Annotated in this window: 5 protein-coding genes; 1 reads left to right on the top strand and 4 read right to left on the bottom strand. The window is 56.2% G+C overall.

All coding sequences use genetic code 11. The features are described 5' to 3' along the window. Positions 1–319 precede the first annotated feature (319 nt). The 4 genes from B0919_RS24410 to B0919_RS24400 are packed head-to-tail and all read right to left on the bottom strand — an operon-like array spanning position 320 to position 5,664. A complete protein-coding gene (locus B0919_RS24410; protein WP_078014930.1) occupies positions 320–2,785 on the bottom strand; it encodes a UvrD-helicase domain-containing protein in 2,466 nt (821 codons plus the stop codon). Between the two features lie 9 nt (positions 2,786–2,794). Further along, a complete protein-coding gene (locus B0919_RS24405) occupies positions 2,795–3,634 on the bottom strand; it encodes an SPL family radical SAM protein (protein ID WP_078014929.1) in 840 nt (279 codons plus the stop codon). A gap of 43 nt (positions 3,635–3,677) precedes the next feature. Beyond that, complete coding sequence (locus tag B0919_RS25015) at positions 3,678–4,364, bottom strand: hypothetical protein (protein ID WP_139362377.1); 687 nt, start codon at positions 4,362–4,364, stop codon at positions 3,678–3,680. Between the two features lies 1 nt (position 4,365). Next, positions 4,366–5,664, bottom strand: a complete 1,299-nt coding sequence (locus B0919_RS24400; protein WP_078014928.1) for a reverse transcriptase domain-containing protein — start codon at positions 5,662–5,664, stop codon at positions 4,366–4,368. A 652-nt stretch (positions 5,665–6,316) separates the two neighbouring features. Here B0919_RS24400 and B0919_RS25475 point away from each other — a divergent pair. Beyond that, positions 6,317–6,490, top strand: a complete 174-nt coding sequence (locus tag B0919_RS25475; RefSeq protein ID WP_176133211.1) for a hypothetical protein — start codon at positions 6,317–6,319, stop codon at positions 6,488–6,490. The last annotated feature ends 291 nt before the right edge of the window (positions 6,491–6,781 follow it).

Raw genomic sequence — 6,781 nt, 5'->3', positions numbered from 1 at the left:
CAGGCCCGTACCCGTGAAGCACTGGAGGCGGCTATCCAAACCGCGGTTGAGTGGATTTCCAGCAAGGATGCCAAAGCCTGGTTCAACCATTGTGGTTATCATGTACATCGTTCATGAATCCGCTATAAGTAGATAGAGAGTCGGCGTGAGTTTGGCAAGTTCGATGCGATTGATGGTGGATTGCTCAACACGCTAATTATCATTTACTCATTTACTGTGGGCCGGGAGTTGAGCGCTTGCGAGCTGTTTAGCCATCTTCTCAAACAGGTACAAGGAGCTGTGAGTGGCCGTGAGTTCACAATGGATAGTAAGAGAGATATCATTCGGCTTCTAGCTCTTCGACTTCTAATTGCTCCGAAATATCCATTGCCTGTATTTTTCTGAATTGCTGCCTGGATTCTTCATCCCAGCAAATCAAGCGTTCGGTGTGGAGCTGCCGCAGAACCGGTAGGTATATAGGTAGCGTATGGGGCTGGAGAGCGATAATCAGCAGGCAGGAAGTACGGGTCAGGATCGTATAAATGAACTCAAACAGTTCGCCTCGGTGCTCAATACCCGCGCTGGTGGACCACACGACGCAGGTTTTTTCCAATCCTTTCAGCTTGAGGATGGTATCGGTATCTACCGGTATCCCGGGAGGAAGCCGATTTTCCAGGGTTGTCTTCAGCAGCGTGTCTTTTTCCAGAATTGCTACCTCCCGCAGATTAAAACAGGCATACGTGCGAATTACCTCAGCCAGTTTGTCGGCTAGTTGGGCTGAGTCCTCTGCGTATACCAAGATAGGTCTGGCCCCCGGCGGCGACCCTTTGTAGGGCGAAATGACGCCGGCTGACGAGTCGCCCTCATACAGCGTGTTGATGTGTTCCGAAATTCCGCGGATGGCTTCGCTGATGCGGAATGGTAGGCGATAGGAGCCCTGCAAGCGGTAAGGGATGCGCCGTTGTACCATGCCCTCCAGGCGGGGAATTTTGGCGGCGCTGCTTCGGCCGATCTGCACCGACTGGGCTAGGTCGCCGGCCAGTACCAAATGTTCGGGATTATGCAGCAGGTGCTGAAATATCTCGAAGTCGGCGGGCGTGCAGTCCTGAAACTCGTCGACGAACAAGTAATCGTACTTAAGTGGATGGTTGCCCCGGCGCAGCTGCCGCAGGAAGGCCAGCCGGCGGCTGGTAAAGGAATCAGTTTTGACCAGCTCTGGTACGTACAGCGCGAAACACTCGGCGACGAGCTGGCGGCGGGTTTTGCCCGCGTCGAGCTTAGGGGACTTTCCGCGACCTGGCCGGGGCTGCGTCGCGTATTGGTTGTCCGTGTCGTAGCTCAGGCCGTAATACACCCGGTGAAACTCTTCCAGCAGGAAATCAGGATGCAGGATGTCGGCGTGTTTGTCGGTGGGTAGCTGATGCTTGAGCCGCACCTGCTCTACTATCCGCGTCATGGTGCTCGTATGCCAATTACTCAGCTCGAGGTGACCCTTCAGGCCGCCCAAGCGCGTGGGCAGTACGTCGAACCACAGGCACGAAATATTGCGCAAGGCGGAGCCTTTGAAGCGGAAGCCATCCAGGGTAGGGACGCACTTTGAGTTGTCCAGCAGCTCGCTGAGCCAGTTCGTGAGTGTCGCGATTAGGGCCTTGTTGAACGAACAGAGCAGGATTTGCAGGGTCGGGTCGTACTGCCGTTCTTCTACCAGGTTGCGAATGCGCTCGGTGATGACGACGCTTTTGCCGCAGCCGGCTGGGCCCGAGATGATGGCCGGCCGGTTCGCGTGCTCGGCGGCTTTGCGCTGCTGGTCGTTGAGCTGAATGTCCCGGCGCACCACGATCGGGGCCAGGTACAGATTCCACTCGCGGATGGCGGCTGGCGAATCGGCCGAAAATGCCATTGCCGATTGGGTACGGGCCAGGGCCAGGGCGGCGAAGCTGTGGTCGTCCCAAGTAACTTCTTTGGCCGGCACGTTCAAGTGGCGCTGTTCGCGCAGGGCGCGGCGCAGCGTCGTGACCAGCGGTAAGGCTCCCCGGAACAGCGGCACATCGGCCTTGTAGGGAGCCATCTGGTAGCCTACTTTCCTGACGGCCTCGGCTACCAAGTGCAGCTGCCGCGTCTTGGCGGTTTGGTTGGAGGTAAGCATCAGCACCCGCTCCGGCTTGTAGAGCCTCACCAGCGCCTGGAATCCATCAGCCAGGAAGTCCTGGTTCTCGGCGTGGTCGAACAGGTAGCTCGATACCACCCAGGCCGCCCCGCCGTGGCCCTCCACCGGGGTATTCCAGGAATTGACCTCGAACGAGCAGTTGATATCCTGGCAGGCGGGATACGCCGTCAGGAACTGCTGCCAAAGGAAATTGCGATTGTAGTCCAGCATAAAGGCGCTGGAATCGACATTGATGATATGCAGCCTCGGCGTGGGCAAGCCGCAGGCTTTCATGCCCGCGTATACCAGCCCGACGGCCCACTGCACCGCGCCGGTGCCCGCGCCCAGGTCGAATACGTCCAGCGGTGCGGCCGGGTCGGCGTTCGACAGCTCCCGCAGGAAATACATCAGAAACGTATTGACCCGGCGGGCATGGTACCAGAGCGAGTACGTGTAGCCGATGGTGGGCCGGTCGTAGCACAGGTCGCGGCCCGCGCTTAGCTGAAACGACTCCTGCGTCGTGACTTCGATATCGTAGTCGAGATTCCTGAACTCGTAATAATCGCGCTGAGTGCGGTAGTAGCGGTTGGCGGCCTGATAAATCAGCTGGTCGAGCCGGTCTTGCTGGGCCTGGAGCCACGCGTGTAGTTGTGGGTTCATAGCAAATCGTTAGATGGCGGCGAAGCCGGATTTGCCTTCGCCAATAGTCGGGATATAGGATTTGATGATGGCCACCACTTCATCGTAGCGGGCTGTAGTCCAGCCTAGCTCCTGGGTGATGCGCACGGCCTCTTCGCGGGTACCGGCCGTAAACTTGCCTCGCTCGGCGTGGAAGGGCTGCACGATAAAGCGGCTGATGCCGGTAGCCAGCAGCGCCTGCGCGAAGGTGTGGGCATCTTCCACGGGTAGCAGCGGCGTCATGGTGATGCAGGCCGGGATGCCCGCCTCGTGTACGCGCTGAATGGCTTGCAGCCGGACTTTGTTGCCGGGGCACAGCGGCTCAAACACCTTGCGCACTCGCTCACTGTCGGTGGTTATCGTCATGTTGACCTGCACTGCGGGGAAGCGGCCAAACAGGTCGATGTCGCGGGTGACGAGCGGGCTGCGCGTCTGTACTACCAGGCGTACCTGGTGGTAATCGGCCAGCTCCCGCAGCAGGTTGCGGGTCAGCTCCAGCTCTTTGTCGATGGGCTGATAGGGGTCAGTGACGCTGCTCATGTACACAGCTTTGTCCAGCAGCGGCTTCTTGCGCCGCTTTTTGAGAAGGGCCAGCGCGTTTTCCTTGACGTTGACCCAGTAGCCCCACTGTTCCCGCAGGGCGAAGAAGGCGGCGTAGCAGTAGGAGCAGCCGAATGAGCAGCCGGAGTACGGGTTCAGCGTGAAGTCGTAGCTATCCATGAAACCCGTGGCGGGCGACAGAATAGAACTGGCTTCCTTGTAATGAATGCTGCTGTGGCCGAGCTTCGTCCGGCGCGGCGGGGTGGGGGCGGCGAATAGGTCGTGTTGCATTGAGGTGTTTTTTAAACTTCAATTCGCAATAGTTCTTCAAGATTCAAGACACATACTGAATTGTGTTATATTCAATATAGTCTCGTAGTTTATCTAATGCGTCTAATACAGAGTTAATTCTTTTGTCTTTAGCAAATGCGGATACATCATCATTTGCGGTTGTTGTTGATTTGCTGTCTATGTATCCCTCATGAGATATTACATTTCTATATTTCGCCAATAATTTTATAAATGCGGTTAATTTTTCGTCATTTGTAAATCTTTGGAAGATAAAGTATTTATCCGCATAAGTTATTTTCCACCACTTATCTCGTTCGATCTTATTAACAACGGCCTTCCCTTGCTTTGTATTTATTTCATCCACATAATTATTGTAATAAGTGACAAAGTTTAAGGTATCTTCTTTAAACTCTAATAAGCAGAAATAATTTAATAGCCCTTCCATTTGCATGTGGGCATTTCGGCATATGTTTTCGAATTGATTAGTATTGTTCTCTTGGACCAGGCCCAATTCATGAGCAAGCATTCTTCTATAGCATACAAGTATCTTGCTTCTCAATACTTTGCTCTTCTCATCTATCCACTTCTCTTTTGTAGGCTTAAGAATGAAATCATAACGGCTTGCATTGTTTTCAAGCTCTAGAATATGTATTTTGAGCTTTCTGGATACATCAGCTATATTGGTTTGGGCAGCATCAAGCTGTGCTATGAGTTGCAATAAGTTCTCCATGCTACAGTTTCTGCTTTTTCTTTACAATTTCGAGCTTGCGTAATAAAGTTCGATATACGACTTCTTCCTTTCCCCGCACCATCCCCAAATACGTAATCTTTCCTGCCAATAATTTCTCAAGTTTCGGTATCTTCTGCTGATACCGGGCGTGGGCTTTGCTGCTGCCATATTTAGCACGCATAGCCTGCGTAGCTACTGCATAGCCGTGCTTCTGCCAGACGTGTAGCAGAAACCGAATATCGCGCACGTATTCGCGGGGCACGTTGGGGCGCTCGTTCACTACCACGCCGGTTACTTCCTGGCGGGTGGCGGGTGTTTGGAGGCGCTGCTTGGCGGGATTTTGCTCGTAGCCTTCTTCTGTCAGCACGGCGTTCAACTCGGCGTGGAACGTGGGCGTGAAGGCGGGGCGCTGGCTGGAAAAAGTGAGGTCGTCGGCGTAGCGGGTGTAGCGGCAGTGGTGGCGGGCGGCGAGGCGACGCAGCTTCTTATCGAGGCGCTGGCAGACGGCGTTCGTGAGCAGGGGCGAGGTGGGCGCACCTTGGGGCAGGACGCCGGCATCGCAGCAAAGGTTGGCTACCAGGTGGGCAGCTTCCTTGTTGAGGTTGAACGGGGCCAATTGAAGCACGGCCAGCACCCGGCCCACACTGGTGCTGGGAAAGAAGTTTTTAAGGTCCAGGTTCAGCAGGAAGCGGCGCTTGGTGTGGGGCTGGGCGTTGGTGAGTACGCTGCGGCCGGGCACAAAGCCGTGGGCGGCCTCGTCGCAGGTAGTGAAGGCGGCGGTGAGGCAGAGCAGCAGCAGGCGCTGCACGCGGCGCAGGCCGTGGTCGGGCGCTTTGATGTCGCGGAACTGGCCGCGGGTGCGCTTCGGAATCTGGAAGGTGTGGTAGCGCGCCTGCTTGTGGTGGGCGTAGTAGCGCAGCAGCTTGGCCGATACGGGCTTGGCTTGGCTTCTAGGGTAGCGCAGGCGGTGCAGGTGCAGCGCGGCATTGAGCACTCGCGCCAACGATACGGCGCTGGTGACGGCCCGGAAAGGCTCCGCTAAATCGGCCAGCTTCGTAGGAACGGGCAGCGGAAACGGTTGCGCGGCTAGGTTATCGGTGAGCGGGTCGGGTTGTATGTCGTCTAGCGCGTCCAGCATAGCCAGCAGGTCAGCCGCGTCCCGAATGCGGTCTGGCTGCGGGATGCTGGCCGGCTCGTCGGGCATAGATGAGCCCTGGTTCGGAATACCCGCGGCATCTTCTTCACGGCCGGCGGCAGCGTCGGGCGAGGGTGGAAAAAGGTCGTCGGGCGGTTGGGGCATTGCGGCGAAGAAGAGGAATAGTAAATGCCCTAGTGAAAGTACCTGCCGGTGTTTTTCTATCTAATACTGAAAAATAAATTTCAGCATGACTCAGATCAATTAATCTCAGCCAGATTAAAAAGCATGTCATCAACTCAAATCAATTAATCAATAAAATCAATTGACTGAGCCCGTCTATGACTGCCATTGGGCACCCGGGGCCGAAGCCGGCAGGTGCAACGTGCGCGGCCCAGCGCCGCACGAGGTCAAAAATCCTGACGCAGGTACTTTCAAAGAGCAAGGGCGGGCCGCAGTTCGGGCCGCTGGGTATAGCCTAGTGCCGCAAGTACGGTAGCGGCGGCGGAGAAATCCTAGCCGGGTCGGGAAAAAGCGCTCCGGCCGGAAGACAGCACAAAGGTTCAGGGTGTCGATGCAGCCTACCTGCATCGGTGAAAAAATTTCAGCTTCGTGATGGAACGACGCAGGCGCCCCGGCACAGGAAGCACACGCTCGCCTCGATGTGGCGAAACTGTGGGAACTGACCGCGACCTTGGCAACGCGGGCGGCGGCAGGTTGTGGAGTCGGCATTGGCGCGGGGTTTTGCGTATCGTTGCGACAAACTTCCGCAGTCACGATGCAGCCTATCTGCATCGGTCAGAAAGAGTAAAAAGATATGCCGCCCACTAATTATCCTCGTCTGCGCTACCTGTTGATTGATGAGTGCCTGCAGAATCGGCAACGAGTCTGGACTAAGCAGCGGCTGCTGGAAACCGTGTCGGGTAAGCTGCTGGAGCAGGTAGGGCGCGGCATCAGTGAGCGGCAACTGCTGGACGATATCCGGCGATGAAAGAATTTGGTTCTACCGGGTATGATGCGCCGATTGAGTTTGACCGTACCCTGGGCGGTTACGTGTACACTAAGCCTGGTTATCGAATTCCGGAAAGTGCGCTGGGCCTTAACGACGCGGAGGTATTGCGGCAGGTGCTAGCCATGCTGGAGCAGTTTCATGGACTAGGAAGTGTTAACAGTGATTATCTTGAAACATGGAGCAAATGTTGACGGACGCGCAGTGGGCGCGGTTAGCGCCGCTGCTGCCGGGTCGGGCGGGCACGAGCGGCGGACGCGGCCGGGACAACCG

This window comes from Hymenobacter sp. CRA2 (genome assembly GCF_002007105.1).
In the GTDB taxonomy this organism is placed as follows: domain Bacteria; phylum Bacteroidota; class Bacteroidia; order Cytophagales; family Hymenobacteraceae; genus Solirubrum.
The sequence above is the reverse complement of the archived record's forward strand: the minus strand, read 5'-3'. Positions and strand labels throughout refer to the sequence as shown.